At 71.7% G+C, this 14778-nt stretch carries 10 protein-coding genes; 5 read left to right on the top strand and 5 right to left on the bottom strand.

Annotated features, from left to right (window positions below; all coding sequences use genetic code 11):
* The first annotated feature begins 67 nt into the window (after positions 1-67).
* Positions 68-3136, top strand: a complete 3069-nt coding sequence (locus ACSNN8_RS04970; protein WP_436647203.1) for an EAL domain-containing protein — start codon at positions 68-70, stop codon at positions 3134-3136.
* On the opposite strand, the gene ACSNN8_RS04965 is transcribed toward ACSNN8_RS04970, so the two are convergent.
* The 3 genes from ACSNN8_RS04965 to ACSNN8_RS04955 all read right to left on the bottom strand — a co-directional run bounded on the left by ACSNN8_RS04965 (position 3133) and on the right by ACSNN8_RS04955 (position 8282).
* A complete protein-coding gene (locus ACSNN8_RS04965) occupies positions 3133-6684 on the bottom strand; it encodes a caspase, EACC1-associated type (protein ID WP_436647202.1) in 3552 nt (1183 codons plus the stop codon). The genes ACSNN8_RS04970 and ACSNN8_RS04965 overlap by 4 nt on opposite strands.
* The gene (locus ACSNN8_RS04960; RefSeq protein ID WP_436647201.1) at positions 6684-7061 is read right to left on the bottom strand and encodes a hypothetical protein; all 378 of its coding nucleotides are present in this window, start codon (positions 7059-7061) and stop codon (positions 6684-6686) included. Before ACSNN8_RS04960 ends, ACSNN8_RS04965 begins: the two co-directional genes overlap by 1 nt.
* Positions 7062-7202: 141 nt before the next feature.
* On the bottom strand, positions 7203-8282 hold the full coding sequence (locus ACSNN8_RS04955; protein ID WP_436647200.1) for an NAD-dependent epimerase/dehydratase family protein: 1080 nt from the start codon (positions 8280-8282) through the stop codon (positions 7203-7205).
* A 60-nt stretch (positions 8283-8342) separates the two neighbouring features.
* On the opposite strand from ACSNN8_RS04955, the gene ACSNN8_RS04950 reads away from it, so the two are divergent.
* Genes ACSNN8_RS04950 through ACSNN8_RS04940 form a run of 3 tightly spaced genes read left to right on the top strand, consistent with a single transcriptional unit; the run spans position 8343 to position 11829 of the window.
* Entirely contained in the window at positions 8343-8807 is a 465-nt protein-coding gene (locus tag ACSNN8_RS04950; protein ID WP_436647199.1) for a 2Fe-2S iron-sulfur cluster-binding protein, read from the top strand.
* Positions 8804-9766, top strand: a complete 963-nt coding sequence (locus ACSNN8_RS04945) for an FAD binding domain-containing protein (RefSeq protein WP_436647198.1) — start codon at positions 8804-8806, stop codon at positions 9764-9766. Before ACSNN8_RS04950 ends, ACSNN8_RS04945 begins: the two co-directional genes overlap by 4 nt.
* Positions 9763-11829 carry a xanthine dehydrogenase family protein molybdopterin-binding subunit gene (locus ACSNN8_RS04940; RefSeq protein WP_436647197.1) on the top strand — a complete coding sequence of 689 codons (2067 nt, stop codon included), beginning with the start codon at positions 9763-9765 and terminating at the stop codon, positions 11827-11829. The genes ACSNN8_RS04945 and ACSNN8_RS04940 overlap by 4 nt, the downstream gene beginning before the upstream one ends.
* Before the next feature lie 274 nt (positions 11830-12103).
* Here the strand turns inward: ACSNN8_RS04940 and ACSNN8_RS04935 are convergent, their stop codons facing one another.
* Both ACSNN8_RS04935 and ACSNN8_RS04930 read right to left on the bottom strand, forming a co-directional pair.
* On the bottom strand, positions 12104-12844 hold the full coding sequence (locus ACSNN8_RS04935; RefSeq protein ID WP_436647196.1) for an SDR family NAD(P)-dependent oxidoreductase: 741 nt from the start codon (positions 12842-12844) through the stop codon (positions 12104-12106).
* A gap of 65 nt (positions 12845-12909) precedes the next feature.
* The gene (locus ACSNN8_RS04930; protein ID WP_436647195.1) at positions 12910-13260 is read right to left on the bottom strand and encodes a histone-like nucleoid-structuring protein Lsr2; all 351 of its coding nucleotides are present in this window, start codon (positions 13258-13260) and stop codon (positions 12910-12912) included.
* A 282-nt stretch (positions 13261-13542) separates the two neighbouring features.
* Here ACSNN8_RS04930 and ACSNN8_RS04925 point away from each other — a divergent pair, with 282 nt between their 5' ends.
* Positions 13543-14685, top strand: coding sequence for a GH12 family glycosyl hydrolase domain-containing protein (locus ACSNN8_RS04925; protein ID WP_436647194.1), 1143 nt, complete (start codon positions 13543-13545; stop codon positions 14683-14685).
* Positions 14686-14778: the final 93 nt, after the last annotated feature.

Below are 14778 nucleotides of genomic sequence, written 5' to 3'. Positions count from 1 at the left end.
CCGGTTGCTCAACTGCGGCCGCGCGGGACCGATGAGACGGGGCACCTCCCACAGAGAAGGATCACGCATGCCGGCACTCCTCGGCGGCTGGATGGCGGTGCTCGCGGTGCTGTTCGCGCTGGCGCCGCCGGGTGCGCAGAAGCCGCTGCTCCTGCTCGCCGGCATCACGGCGATCGTCGCGGTCACCGTCGGCGTGCGCCGGCACCGGCCCGGGCATCGGTTCGCCTGGCGGATGCTGACCGCCGCGCTCGTCCTGTCGGTGCTCGGCGTCGCGCTGTACGTGGCGCCGCAGCCGGTCGCCTCGGTGCTTCCGGGCTCGGCCGCCACCGCCACGGTCCTGGTGTTCCTGAGCTATCCGGTGCTCGGGGTCATGCTGCTGGCCTTCCTGCGGCGGCGGGGCGGCACCGCCTCGCTGCGGCGGCGCGCCGGCGATCCGGCTCCCCGGCGGCGCGTACGCCGGTGGCGGCACCGCGCCGCGCTGCTCGACTCGCTCACCGTCACCTCGGCGCTGTCCCTGCTGGTGTGGAGCTTCGTCGTCGGGCCGCACCTGCAGGGCGGCACGCTCCCGACCTGGGTGCAGGTCGCCTTCCCCGTGGGCGACCTGGTGCTGCTGGGCCTGCTGACCCGGCTGCTCATCGGCGGCGTGGCGCTCGCCGGCCGGGTGCTCGGCGCCGGCACGGTGCTGATGCTGCTCACCGACGTGGGCTACGAGCTGGGCCTGTTCGGCGACACCTCGCTGATGACCGGCCTGGGCCGGTTCGCGCTCTACACGGCCGCGGGCCTGGCCGCCCTGCACCCGTCGATGACCGAGCTCGACAACCCGGCCGAGACGACGGCGGCGCAGCTCGGCCGCGGCCGGCTCGTCCTGCTGGGTGTCGCGTCGATGGTCGCGCCGACGGTGCTGCTGGTGCGCCTCGTCCGCGATGGCGGGGGACCCGACCTGACCGTGGTCGCCGGGCTCAGCGCGCTCACGTTCCTGCTGGTGCTGGCGCGGATGTCCGGCATCATGGCGAGCCACCGGCTGGCGCTGGCCCGCGAGCGGGCGCTGCGCGAGGCGTCCGCGGCGCTCGTCTCGGCCGCCGACACCGACCAGGTGGCGGCCGCCGTGCGGACGGCCGTGGCCCATTTGCTGCCCCCGGACACGCCGCACGGGGTGGTGCTCGCCGTGGCGATCGCCGAATCCGGCCCGCGCTCACCCGAGGCCGTCGAGCAGGCCGCCGTCGACCGCGCGAGCGGCACGGCCGCGCGCGTGCTGCCGACCCGCGAGGTCGACTGGGCCGTGTCGGTGCGTCTGTCCGGCTTCGCGACGACGCTGCGCTGCCCGCTCGTGCTCGCCGACCGGCCCGCCGGCGACCCGCTCGTCGGGGTGCTGCACGTGGCCGCCCCCGCGCCGGCGCTGCCCGGGCTGCTGCGCGCGGTCGAGGTGCTCGCCACGCAGGCCGCCCTCGCCCTCGAACGGATCGAGCTGAGCCACGAGGTGGTCCGCCGCAACAGCGAGACCTACTTCCGGACGCTCGTGCAGAAGACCTCCGACGTGATCCTCATCGTCGACGAGGACGACCGGGTCCGGTACGCCAGCCCGTCCGCCGGAGCCGTGCTCGGCGAGGACCCGACCGGCCGTCCGATGCCCGACGTGATCCACCGCGCCGACCGCTCCCGGATGCACGAGGTGCTCGGCGCACTGCGTACGGGAGAGGGTCTGCAGGAGGGACTCGACTTCCGGGCCGGCGCCGGGGTGGTGCTCGAGATGCACGGGCAGGACCTGCGCTCCGAGCCGACCGTCGCCGCGCTCGTGCTGACCCTGCGCGACGTCACCGAACGCCGCCGGCTCGAGCAGGAGCTGACCCACCAGGCGTTCCACGACTCGATGACCGGGCTGGCCAACCGGGTGCTGTTCCACGACCGGCTCGGCCACGCGCTGGCCCGCGGCGCGCGGGACGGCTCGGTGGTGGGCGTGCTCTTCATCGACCTGGACGACTTCAAGATCGTCAACGACACGCTGGGCCACGCCGCCGGCGACCAGCTGCTGATCGGCGTCGCGAACCGGATCGCGGGCGCGCTGCGCGCCGACGACACCGCGGCCCGCCTCGGCGGCGACGAGTTCGCGGCGCTGGTCGAGAACGTGCAGGACCCGGGCGCGGTCGAGGAGACCGCCCAGCGGATCCTGGCCGCGCTGGCGGAGCCCATCGTGCTCGACGACGGCTCCGAGCTGACCGCGGTGGCCAGCATCGGCATCACCACGACGCCCGAGGCGGACACGGCCGACGAGCTGCTGCGCCAGGCCGACCTGGCCCTGTACGTGGCCAAGGGCGCCGGCAAGAACCAGTGGCGCCGCTACCAGGCGCACCTGCACGGCGCGATGGTGGAACGGCTCGAGCTGCGCTCGGCGCTGGACCACGCGGTGCACGAGGGTCACTTCCTGCTGGCGTACCAGCCGATCGTCGACCTGGGCACCGACGAGCCGGTCGGCTTCGAGGCGCTGGTGCGCTGGCACCACCCCACGCGCGGGGTGGTCGCGCCCGCGGAGTTCCTCGAGGTGGCCGAGGAGAGCGGGCTGGTCGTGCCGATGGGCCGCTGGGTGCTCGACCAGGCGCTGCACACCGTCGCCCAGTGGCGGCGGATCCTGCCGCGTACCCGTCAGCCGTTCGTCAGCATCAACGTGTCGGTGCGCCAGTTCCGCGAGCCCGGCTTCGTCGACCAGGTGAAACAGGCCCTCGCGTACGCCGGGGTGCCGCCGCAGGCCCTCATGCTGGAGCTCGACGAGCGGGTCCTGTCCGGCGACCACGAGCGCGTGTGGGCGGACCTCGCCCTGCTGCGCGAGCACGGCGTGCGGATCGCGATCGACGACTTCGGCACCGCCCACACGTCGCCGGCCGACCTGAGCCGCCGCCCGCTGGACGTGGTCAAGGTCGACATGGTCGGCGACCCGGACCGCCTCGAGCTGGTGGCCGGCATCGTCGCCCGGGCCCGCTCGCTCGGCCTGACCGTGATCGCCGAGGGCATCGAGTCGCCGGCCCACCGCACCCTGCTGGCCCGCCTCGGCTGCCCGCTGGGCCAGGGCTACCTCTGGTCGAGCCCGGTCGACGGCACCGAGGCGCTGAGCCAGATCACCCACCGCCAGCGGGTGGCCGCCTAGGTCAGTGCGGCACGCAGTTCGGCCACGACCCGGTCGGGCTCGGCGAAACAGCGCCAGGCCGGGATGCGCCGTACCTCGGTGGTCGTGGCAAGAATCTCGAGCCGTGCCAGGATCCGCCGTAGCGCTCGTCCGTCCGGATCGCCCGCGGGATCGTCGATCAGCACGGCAAGCTGCTTCGCGCCGTCACGCACGGTCAAGTCGACCGGATAACCTCGCAGCGGCGTGTCCCAGCCAACCGACAGGCCGGCTTTTCGCAATCCGCCGACCAGCCGGTCGGACGGCCGGGTGCCGAGCTCGGCGCCGGTTGCCGGGGGAGTCGCGACAGCGAGCGAGGCGAGCAGCCCGCGCTGGCCGGACCACCATGATCGGTCACCCACCACGATCAGTTGGGAGCGTGCGCGCGTGATCGCGACGTTCCACAGGTTCGTCTGGTTCACGAGCCAGCCGCGGGTCCGATCGCTGATGCCCTGTGCACCCACGGGCGAGACCACCATGATGTCCTTTTCGCTGCCCTGGAACTTGTGGATCGTCTCGCACATCACGTCGCCGGCGAGACCGCTGCGCCGGAGCGCCTGTTCCAGCCTCCTCTGCTGAGCGGCGAGCGGTGTCACGACGCCGATCGAGGCCGCCGGCCAGGACTCACGGAGCTGCCGCACTTCGCCGGCGACGGCCTCGACCTCCGCCGCGTTCCAGCCGGAGCCGGTGGAACCACGGTTGTAGCGGCCCCCCACGTGTACCCATCGGCTGGCGCGCTCGGCCGTTGCGGCCAGCCGGCGGGGATCGGTCAGAACGGTGAGCCTTCCCTGATAGATGGCCTGGTTCGGGGCATCGATGATCTCCGGATGACAGCGGTAGTGCTCGTCGAGGAGGCTGGTGCTCCCGGCCGCGGCAGCGAACGCTTCATAGGCCGAGTAGCCCGAGTAGGTGAGTCGGCGCGCCTCGAGCCACGCGTTGCCGACCCCGGCGCGGGCTTGCTGGGCACGGTCGTCCTCGTCGCTCAGTTCGACCACCGGCGTCAGCTGCCGGGGATCGCCGATGACCAGAGCACGCTTCGCGCGGAAGAGCATGGGCAGGATCGCCGGCACCGTGCACTGCGCCGCCTCGTCGATGACGACCAGATCGAACATGGCGGGAAGTGGTCTCAATCGGCGTGCCGACATCGCAGTGACCGCCCAGCCAGGCAGGACGGACAACAGCTGCGGCAGATGGCGCCAGCTCTTGCCCTCCGGCTTGGCCATCTCGTCGGCACGGTCGCGCAACAGGTCGGCGTGCCTGGCGACACGTGCTGCCACCTGCGCACGGAGCAGGTCACGGCTGTGTTGTGGACGGTCCGTCCGCTGGAGACGTTGGAGGCGTTCCCACACGACGGCCTCCGGTTCGCTCAGGGAACCGAGACGCAGCTGTCGTTCGCGCCACCGTGACTCGATCTCTGCGCGCTCGCCCAGGGTGGCGATCGCCTCGCTGTCGACCACGCCGAGGGCGCGAAGCCGATGGCGATACCACCAACCCAACCATCGGCTGTGGAGAGCGCGATCGGTGCGTACCACTAACTTCTTGAGCGCTATGTCGTCCGTCGGCAGATCGAAGGCGTCGGGGTCCCGCTCGACTGCAAGGTCGGCGAGGTCCCGTTCGATGCGCCGTCGCTGCTGCAACTCGTCTCGCAGCCGATCGATCTCCTGGGCCACGATCCGAAGCTCCTCGCGTGGCGGGCGCTCGTCCGGCGCGGGTTCGCCCGGCGCGGGTGGTGGCCACTTGCGGATCACATCGGTCAGGTACTGCGGCTCCTGCTGACGGTATTTCTTGTTTCCGGTGCGAAGCAGAAGGCCGGGACCCACCATGTCGTCGACTCGCTTGACGACCTCGTCGACCGCCTGGTTGTTGGTGGAGCCGATGAGCACACTTTGACCGGCTGCGGTAGCGGTGGCCAGGAGCGCTGTCACCAACTGGCTCTTCCCGGTGCCGGGCGGTCCCTGCGCGACGGTCAACGCCGTGCTCATCGCCGACCGGATGATGGCCTCCTGTGCCTCGTTGACCGGGCCGGCGGCTACGGTCAGGACCTGTGCCGGCTCCTGGTGGCCCGAACCGCCCGCCAGCGCACCCAGCGCGGTCGTGGCGATCTGTCCCGGCATTCTGGCGATCTCCCGCAGATCCTCGATCAATTGCCGCTCCGGGGACTCGGCTCCCCCGGCGGCGAAGAGAAGGGCGGCGTTCTGGACCCGGTTCAGCGGAGCCGTGCGAACCGTCGAGTCCAGGTCTCCCGGATCCAGAGCCGTCACCGGCTTCAAGCCGAACGTCGTGGCCACCAGGCTGGTCACCTCGGCGAGTGTGCCTCGATCGCCCGGCACCAACCGCTCGGCCACCGCTTGCCGCAACTCGTCGGCCTCCACCGGGGAGAGTTGGAAATGGTCCACGAGAACGGGGCTCGGATGGGGCGGCTCCGAATGGAGAGTTCCGTCGTCGCCGACGGTCAGATCGCACACGAGCAGAGGGGCGAGGCGGATCTGACTCCGGCCGTCCGGCCGGAGCGCCACGACCGGGTAGCCGTACTGCAGGGATCGGCCTTCGGCTTCGGCGAAAGCCGCGAGTTTCCTTCCGCGCTCTTTGAGGGGTGTCGGCTGGGTGCCCAGGAAGATGAGCTCCCGGCCGGATGGCGCGGCGAGATAGGAGTCTTTCTGAGCAGGGTCGATGAAGAATTGAAGGACAGCGGATCGTTGCAAACAGTCGGCGTAGTAGACGAGGAGCCGCCGCCAACGCTCGGCGTCGAAGGGCGCGTCGTCGGGCTCCGGAGGCGTCCGCACGGTTCGCGTTACGCGGTCGCTCGCTCCCGCCACCAGTCGGATCGGCTCGGTCACGCCCTCGCTGGACTCAACGGGCCGGTTCTCCCGACGGCGCGCCATCTCGGCCATGGCGTAGCGGGCAAGGTCGCTCGTGGTGATCCAGCCGTCGTCGGCTGTCGCCTGTGCCGCCCCTCGGAGGCCGTCGAGAAGAACCGCGGTGAACACGGAGGGCTCGTCCGGGCCTCGGGCCTTCGATGCCTTCTGGTGATCGCTCGACTGCAGAATGAACGTGCCGCGCTCACGCCGGAAGTAGCGAGGTTCCTGCCGCATGCCGCCACTGAAGCGGTGTCGTGCGGAGAACGCGCCGGAGAAGCAGCAGTCGAAGATGACAACCCTCTGGGCGGCCTTGGTGCGGCCGAGCATGTCACGCAGGATGCCGTCGACGTCGAATGCCGTGGCATGCGGCGCAGAGGTGTCGGTGTCGTTGGCGGCGAGGAAGAGCGATTGCCGATCGTCGTCGCGCAGCACACCGTGACCCGAGTAGTAGAAGAACGCCAGATCCCCGGTACGTCGTGCACCGAAGAACTCCTCGACCACGCGGCGCATCCCGGCGGAGGACAGGTCGAGATGCGCCTCGGCAGTGTCGAAGTCGCCGTCGCTGTCGAGGACGGCCTTCAGTTCCCGGACGTCGGCGTGTACGCCGGGTAAAGGGTGCAGGAGCGGGTCGGAGTGATACGTCGCAGTGCCCAGCAGAAGCGCATGCCGGCCCATCAGCGGGACCGCTCGATGGCACTCCGTGCGAGGTCGATCAGCTCGGAAGCCTGTGCCTTCGTCGGCTGATCGATGGTCAGCTCGACATCGCCCACCTGGAGGCGGGCCGTGCGCCCACGATGGCGACCCAGAAAGCCCACGATTAGGTCGACGAGGGCCTGGGCATAGCCCGGATCGGTTCCGGCGATCACGGCAACCGCGGCAAGTGCGACCTCCCCGACGCCCTTGCTGTCGGCGTCCGGCCGGCCGGCCTCGACCCGCCGTACTGCACCGAGGGTGCGCAAGTCCTCGCCGAGTTCGTCGGTGAGCTGATCGAGAACGAACTCGTCGTCGTCCGGAAGAGAAGTGAAGCTGACCTCGACGACAACGTCAGACACCAGGACCCCCTGCAGCCCACGCGGACACGTCACCGCAAAGCTACGAAGTGTCACCGCGGCGATGGTGAATGTGTCGGCTTCCCGACTGCAGGTGCTCGGAGGCTTGACTCGGCGGAGTTCCGGCGGAGAACGCGGAAGCGGTCAGTACGGGTTCCCGGTGCCCGGCAGGCGGCCGCGCAGCAGGCCGCCGAGGCGGCCGGAGAGGAACGGGTCGCCGGACAGGGGTGGGCCGTCGTCGTCGTGGGCGCGGTCGGCCATGCCGGCGACCAGCTCCTTGAGGGCGGAGACGGCGTCCCGGCGTGGCTGCCAGCCCAGCTCGGTGGCGGCGCGGTCGCAGGACATCAGCGGGGCGCGCAGGCCCAGGTGCACCCAGCCGGCGTCGACCGGCTGCAGGCGCAGCCACCAGCTCGCGGCCGCGGCGGTGGTCAGGGCGAAACCGGGGACGGGCACGCGCACGCCGTGGAACGTGCGGGCGGCGACCTCGGGGTCGAGCACGGGGCCGGCGGCGATGTTGTAGGCGCCGTGGGCGTCGGAGAGCAGGGCCCGGGCGTACGCGTCGGCGACGTCGTCGGCGTGCACGGCCTGCACGCGCAGCGCGGGATGCGACGGGACCACCGGCAGCCACTGCGGCTTCAGCAGCCACGCCGGCAGCAGCGGCCCCGCGAAGTAGCGCGAGATCTCGGTGCCCACCGCGCGCTGGAAGATCAGGCCGGGGCGCAGCCGGACGACGCGCAGCTGCGGGTGGTCGGCCTCGATCCGGTCGAGCAGCCGCTCCACGAGGGCCTTGTGCCGGCTGTACGAGGACTGCAGCACGCCGGCGCGCGGCCAGTCCTCGCGGACGAACGCGTCCTTGGGGCCCGGCGAGTAGACCCCGACCGACGACGCGAACACCAGGGTGCCGACGCCCGCGCGCAGCACGGCCTTGCTCACCGCGCGGCTGCCCAGCACGTTCGTACGGTAGAGCAGCTTCTGGTCGTGGCTGGGCTGGATCTGCCAGGCCAGGTGCACCACCGCGTCGGCGCCGGCGAACACCTCGGCCAGCTGGTCGACGGCCTGCGACGAGCCGATGTCGACGGAGTGCCACGACGCCTTGGCGTACACCCCGGTCGGTGAGGGGAGCCGCCGCGCGACACCGACGAGCGAGACGTCCGGCTCGGTGCTCAATCGGCGCAGCAGGGCGGTTCCGGCGTTCCCGGTGGCTCCCACGATCACGACTCGCATGACCCCTTCGCTACCCGCCACCGCGAGGTTGAATCACCCGGCCGGGGGTAGCAGCCGTTCATGAACCTCGTCGTGAACGGCGTCGAGCACAGCCTCGACCTGGACCCGCGCACCACGCTGCTGGACGCGCTGCGCGAGCACCTCGGCCTCACGGGCGCCAAGAAGGGCTGCGACCACGGCCAGTGCGGCGCCTGCACCGTGCTGCTCGACGGCCGCCGGGTCAACAGCTGCCTGGTGCTGGCGATCGCCCAGCAGGATGCGCAGGTCACCACGATCGAGGGCCTGAACCACCCGGTGCAGGACAAGTTCCTCGAGCACGACGGGTTCCAGTGCGGCTACTGCACGCCGGGGCAGATCTGCTCGGCGGTGGGGATGCTCGACGAGGTGGCGAAGGGCTGGCCGAGCGCGATCGGCGACGACGACCTGACCGACGCGGAGATCCGCGAGCGGATGAGCGGCAACCTGTGCCGGTGCGGCGCGTACCCGAACATGGTTCCGGCGATCCGCGAGGCGGCGGGGCAGTGAAGACCTTCACCTGCCGTACGGCCACCGACCCGCACGCGGGCCTGGAGCCGGGCGCGACGTTCCTGGCCGGCGGCACCAACCTCGTCGACCTCATGAAGCTCGGCGTGGCCACCCCCGACGTGCTCGTCGACGTGACCAGGCTGCGGCTCGACGAGGTCACCGACCTGCCCGGCGGCGGCCTGCGGATCGGCGCGGGCGTGCGCAACAGCGACCTCGCGGCGCACCCGCGGGTGCGCCGCGACTATCCCGTGCTCAGCCAGGCCCTGCTCGCCGGCGCGTCCGGGCAGCTGCGCAACATGGCCACCACCGCCGGCAACCTGCTGCAGCGCACCCGCTGCCGCTACTTCATGGACGCCACCATGCCGTGCAACAAGCACCGGCCCGGCTCCGGCTGCCCGGCCCGCGGGGGCGACCACCGTAACCTGGCCATCCTGGGCGGCAGCGAGGCGTGCATCGCCACGCACCCGTCGGACATGGCGGTCGCGCTGGCCGCCCTCGACGCGGTCGTGCAGGTCAGCGGGCCGGCGGGGGAGCGGTCGGTGCCCGTGACCGAGCTGCACCGGCTGCCCGGCGACGCACCCGAGCGCGACACCGTGCTCGAGCACGGCGAGCTGATCACTGCCGTCGACCTGCCGGTGCTCGGCCTCGCGGCCAACAGCGCCTACCGCAAGGTACGCGACCGGGCCTCGTACGCCTTCGCCGTCGGCTCGGTCGCCGCGGCCGCGCAGGTCGACGACGGCACGGTGACCGACGTCCGCCTCGCGTTCGGCGCCGTCGCGCACAAGCCGTGGCGTGCCCGGCTCGCCGAGGACGCCCTGCGCGGCCGCCCGGCCAGCCGGGAGGCGTTCCTGGCCGCCGCGGACGCCGAGCTCGCCGCCGCCGAACCGCTGCGGGACAACGCCTTCAAGGTCACCCTGATCCGCAACCTGACCGCCGCCGTCCTGGAAGGCCTGTCATGACCACCACCGCGCAGCGCAGCGTCGGGCAGCCGATCGGCCGCATCGAGGGGCCCGACAAGGTCACCGGCGCCGCGAAGTACGCCGCCGAATATCAGGTGGGCGACGACCTGGCGTACGCGTGGGTGGCGCAGTCGACGGTCGCGCGCGGCACGCTGACCGGCGTGACGATCGACCCGCTGGTGGAGGCCGACGACGTGATCGCCGTGCTGTGGCACGGCAACGCGCCCCGGCTCGCCGCGGCCGACGACCCCGAGCTGGCCGTGCTGCAGTCCGGCCGGATCAGCTACCGCGGCCAGGCGCTCGCGCTGGTCGTGGCGCGCACCCTCGAGGCGGCGCGGCGGGCGGCGTCCTCGCTTCTGCTGGAGATCGACGAGGAGCCGCACGACAGCGTGCTGCGCGCCGACCACCCGGACCTCTACACGCCCGAGAAGGTGAACCCGGCGTTCCCGGCCGAGGCCTCGTCGGGCGACGTGGACGCCGCGTTTGCCGAGGCGCCGGTCAAGGTCGACGTCACGTACAGCACCCCGGCGCTGCACAACAACCCGATGGAGCCGCACGCCACCACCGCGCTGTGGTACGGCGACGACCTGGTGCTCTACGACTCCAACCAGCACCCGCCGGGCATCGCCGCCGCCGTGGGCACGCTGTTCGAGCTGCCCGCCGAGCGCGTCCACGTCATCACCGAGCACGTCGGCGGCGGCTTCGGCTCCAAGGGGTCGGCGCGGCCGAACGCCGTGCTCGCCGCGATGGCCGCGCGGGTGACCGGCCGTCCCGTACGGCTGGCGCTGCCCCGGCAGGCGATGTTCAGCATGGTCGGGCACCGCACCCCGACGATCCAGCGCGTACGGCTGGCCGCCACCGCCGACGGCCGGCTCACCGCGATCGACCACCAGGCCTACTCGCACTCGTCGCGGCTGTTCGAGTTCGCCGAGCAGACCGCCGTGTCGACCCGGCACATGTACGCCGCACCCCACCGCCGCACCGGCCACCAGCTGGTCCGCCTCGACGTGCCCACGCCGCGCTGGATGCGCGCGCCCGGCGAGGCGCCCGGCATGGCTGTCCTCGAGTGCGCGATGGACGAGCTGGCCGTCGCGCTCGACCTCGACCCGATCGAGCTGCGCGTGCGCAACGAGCCCGCCGTGGACCCCGAGGCCGGGGTGCCGTTCAGCAGCCGGCACTACGTGGAGTGCCTGCGGCGCGGCGCCGAACGCTTCGGCTGGCACGACCGCGACCCGCGACCCCGCCGGCGGCGCGAGGGCGACTGGTGGATCGGCACCGGCGTGGCCGGCGCGACCTATCCGACCATGGCGCAGCCGTCGACCGCCCGTGCCGCTCGCCAGGACGGCGGGTACGAGGTCTCGATCGCCGCCACCGACCTGGGCACGGGCGCGCGGACGATCCTCACCCAGATCGCGGCGGACGCGCTCGGCGTGCCGGTGTCCCAGGTGCGGATGCGCATCGGCGACAGCACGCTGCCGCAGGCGTCCGTGGCCGGCGGCTCGTCCGGCACCGCCTCGTGGGGCTGGGCCGTCACCGGCGCCTGCCGGGCGCTGCTGTCGTCCTCGTCCTCGGAGGCCGTCTTCGACACCACCGAGCTGATCGGGGAGCAGAAGAAGGAGGGGAAACACGCCTTCGGCGCCCACTTCGCGGAGGTACGGGTCGACGCCGTCACCGGCGAGGTGCGGGTGTCGCGCCTCTTCGGGATGTACGCCGCCGGCCGCATCCTCAACCCCCGGACCGCGCGGAGCCAGTTCCTCGGCGCCATGATCATGGGGATGGGCATGGCGCTGCACGAGGAGTCGGTCCTCGACCCCGCGATGGGCGCCTGGGTCAACCACGACCTGGCCGAGTACCACGTGCCCTCGCACGCCGACGTCGAGTCCGTCGAGGCCGAGTGGATCGACGAACACGACGACCAGCTCAACCCGATGGGCAGCAAGGGGATCGGCGAGATCGGCATCGTCGGCTCACCGGCCGCCATCCTCAACGCCATCTGGCACGCCACCGGCGTCCGCGTCCGGGACCTGCCCGCCCGCCTCGACAAGATCCTCCCGCACCTGTAGCCCCGGCCCGGCCTTGTCGGCCCGCCCTGCGCCCGGTCCGGTCCGCGCCTCGTCCGCTCAGGGTGCCGGGACGCTTCCTCAAGGGCGTCCGGCCGCCGAATGGCCGAGGGCATCCGGATTCAAGCCAAGTGCGGCCGAGCCTCATTTCGGGCAGGCGCGACCGACTTGAAGGAAGTGGGGTGCCAGAGGGGCAGGGAAGTGCCCGCACCAAGAAGCGGGCTCGCCGAATGGGCGGGACAGCGCGATTCCCCGGAAGAGCATTCTAGGAGAGAGCTCAAAGGTAGCCTTTCACGGCGCCCTTGCCGGCGGCCTTTCCGGCATAGAGACGGTCGGCGACGGCGGGGAAAGCGTTCGCCGCGAGGACGGCCGCCCGATAGCGGCCGGGAACGATGATGCGGCGGCGGGGGCGGCGCAGGGCCGATTCGACGGCGGCGGCGACGATTTCGGGGCCGGGCAGGCCCTTGCGGTTGCGGTTTGCGGGGCCGGCGATGTATCCGGGCTCGACCAGCGTGACGCCGATGCCGGTGCCGGCGAGCTCACGGCGTACAGAATCGGTCATGCCCCGCAGGGCGAACTTGGTCGCCGAGTAGACGCCGCTGATGCCGACCTCGCCGGCCACCGAGCCGATGTTCACGATCGAGCCTGCGCCCTGCGCCCGCATGAGCGGCACGACCGCGCGCATCAGCCGTATCGGGGCGAGCAGGTTGACCTGGATCATGCCCTCGGCCGCGTCGTCGTCGGAGAGCACGGACGCGACGCCGCCGACGCCCGCGTTGTTGACCAGGCCGTCGATGCGCCCGGTGACCGCGAGGGCCTGGGCCACCAGATTCTCCAGAGCCGCCGGGTCCCGTACGTCGGTGGGCACCGCCACGGCCCCCGGGAGCTCGTCGGCCAGCGCCGTCAGGTGCGAGGCACGACGGGCGGCGAGCACCACGGTCGTCCCGTTGCGGGCGAGCCGTTCCGCCGTGGCGCGGCCGATTCCGCTCGACGCGCCCGTCACGATGACCACTGGCATGGCGAGACCCCTGTATCCGACGAACGGCGCCGCCCGAATCGGCGACGCCGTCTCACCGGATCAATCTATCGCTTGCTGTGGTACGCCTCCACGATGTGGCTCGGGATGCGCCCGCGCTCGGAGACCTCGTAGCCGTTCTTGTTCGCCCACTCGCGAATCGCCTGGTTCTGGTCGCGGCTCGCGCGGCCGGTGCTCGCGGGGGCGGCGGTGCGCCGGGTGGCGGGAACGCCGCCCGCGGTGCGGCCGACCCGGGTCGCCGCATTCAGGAACGGGTCGAGCGCCTTGCGCAGCTTGCCGGCGTTCTTCTCCGACAGATCGATCGTGTAGTTCACACCGTCGAGTCCGAACTCGACGGTGCGATCGGCCTCGCCGCCGTCGAGGTCGTCGGTCAGAAGGGTTATTACCTGCTTGGCCATGGCGTGCCCCGCTCCTGTAACGATGTCATTTGAGCCACGACTATGCGCACGTGGCTGCCCCGTAATGTCGATCCGCTTTCATTCTGTCGTGCCATAACTGCCAGGGCAAATTGCCCCCCTTGCGCATGTCGCCATTCTGCTCCGCTTACACCCGGCGAGGAGGGCGGTTCGCGGCAAGCCGGGCCGGGCTCTTTTCATGCTCGTGAATGTCCTGTAACGTCGCCTGGGAGCGCTCCCAACGTGCCTGTCCCCGCGGGTCCCCCTCCCCAAGGAGCTGGAGAAATGAGACGTCTTCTCCGTGCCGCCCTGGCCGCCGGCCTGCTGGCCGCCGCCGGTGTGACCACCTTCGCCGTGGCCGGGCCGGCCGCCGCCGACGCCGAGATCTGCGACCAGTACGGCTCGACCACGATCGGCGGCCGCTACGTCGTCATGAACAACCGCTGGGGCACCTCGGCCCAGCAGTGCATCAACGTCACCGGCACCGGCTTCGAGATCACCAGCCAGCAGGGCACCGGCAACACGAGCGGCGCCCCGGTCTCGTACCCGGCCGTGTACTTCGGGTGCCACTACACCAACTGCTCACCCGGCACGAACCTGCCGATCCGCGTCAGCGACATCTCGAGCGCGACCAGCAGCGTCAGCTACCGGTACGTCTCGGGCGCCACCTACGACGCGGCGTTCGACATCTGGCTGGACCCGACGCCCAAGCGTGACGGCGTCAACCAGCAGGAGATCATGATCTGGTTCAACCGCCAGGGCTCGATCCAGCCGATCGGCTCGGTGGTCGGCAACGCCACCATCGGCGGGCGCACCTGGCAGGTGTGGCAGGGCAGCAACGGCTCCAACGCCGTCGTCTCGTACGTCGCCCCGTCGCCCATCGAGAGCTGGAGCTTCAGCGTCCTCGACTTCATCCGCGACGTGCAGAACCGCGGCGCCATCACCAGCAGCTGGTATCTGACGAGTATTCAGGCCGGATTCGAGCCGTGGATCGGCGGCGCGGGCCTCGCGGTCACGAATTTCAGCGCCCAGGTGAACGGCGGCGGCGGCACGCCCACCACGCCGACGACTCCGCCCACCACCACGTCGCCCCCGCCGACCGGCGGCACCACGTCGTGCCGGGTCACGTACGCGACCAACACCTGGAACAACGGCTACACGGCCAACGTCACCGTGGCCAACACCGGATCCAGCGCGGTGAACGGCTGGCAGCTCGCCTTCACGCTGCCCGCGGGCCAGACCATCACCAGTTCCTGGAACGCCGCACTGACCGGTTCCAGCGGCGCGGTGACCGCCCGCAACATCGCCTGGAACGGCACCATTCCCGCGAACGGCAGCACGTCGTTCGGCTTCCAGGCCACCCACACCGGCTCCACCGCGGCGCCGTCCGCCTTCACCCTCAACGGGAACCGCTGCGCCACGGCGTGACGCTTTCCCCACCGACCCGAGCCGCCTCGTCGCCGATTCTCCGACGCCGGGGCGGTTCGTCCATTCCTTCTGCGGGCACTTCGGCCGGGATCG

The sequence above is a fragment of the Actinoplanes sp. URMC 104 genome, assembly GCF_051386375.1.
Lineage (GTDB): Bacteria > Actinomycetota > Actinomycetes > Mycobacteriales > Micromonosporaceae > Actinoplanes.
This window is presented reverse-complemented; position numbering and strand designations above follow the sequence as displayed.